The 584-nt window shown below is 69.5% G+C and carries 1 pseudogene; it reads right to left on the reverse strand.

The annotated features are described in order from the left end of the window. Window positions 1–47 precede the first annotated feature (47 nt). Window positions 48–584: pseudogene (locus CVH10_RS16985) on the reverse strand (IS21 family transposase); the annotation flags it as partial.

Raw genomic sequence — 584 nt, forward strand, 5'->3', positions numbered from 1 at the left:
CAGCGCGCCGGTGGTGCCGCCCGGCATCGTCTCGTCACGCGCCGCGCTCATGCCGCCACCTCCGGTACCAGCACCGCGTAGTCGGCGGCCACGGTCGTCCTCACCGCGGTCCTGGGCAGATGCGGATAGGCCGCCAGGTCGAGCCGGGGCGGTCGTCGCTCCAGCCGGGCCAGCGCGATCAGCTTGACCGCGTCGAAGCCGATCGCTCCGAGCCGGATCGCGTCGGTGACGGCCGAGGCCACGACGTCCTTGGGCATCGCCTCCATCAGGCGCAGCACCTGGATGAACTCGCGCTTGCCGCGGTTGCCCATGCGCGCCTCCAGGAGGTGGCGCAGGTGCTGGAACGCCTCGGGCAGATCCCAGCCCTGGAGCGCGGCCGCCTGGTCGAGAGCGTTCGGTTTGGTCTCGATCAAGGCGAGGTAATGCAGCGGGTCGGACACGAACATGCCTGTGCCGTAGCTGCGCTCATGCCGGGCGATCTCGATGCTGCCGCATAGGATCACGACCTCTTCGACGAAGCCCTTCACCAGCACGTCCCGGAAGCCGTAGGCGGTCGGCACCGAGTAGTCGTTGCAGCGGTAGCG

The sequence above is a fragment of the Halomonas sp. ND22Bw genome, assembly GCF_003011945.1.
Taxonomy (GTDB): Bacteria; Pseudomonadota; Gammaproteobacteria; order Pseudomonadales; family Halomonadaceae; genus Halomonas; species Halomonas halophila.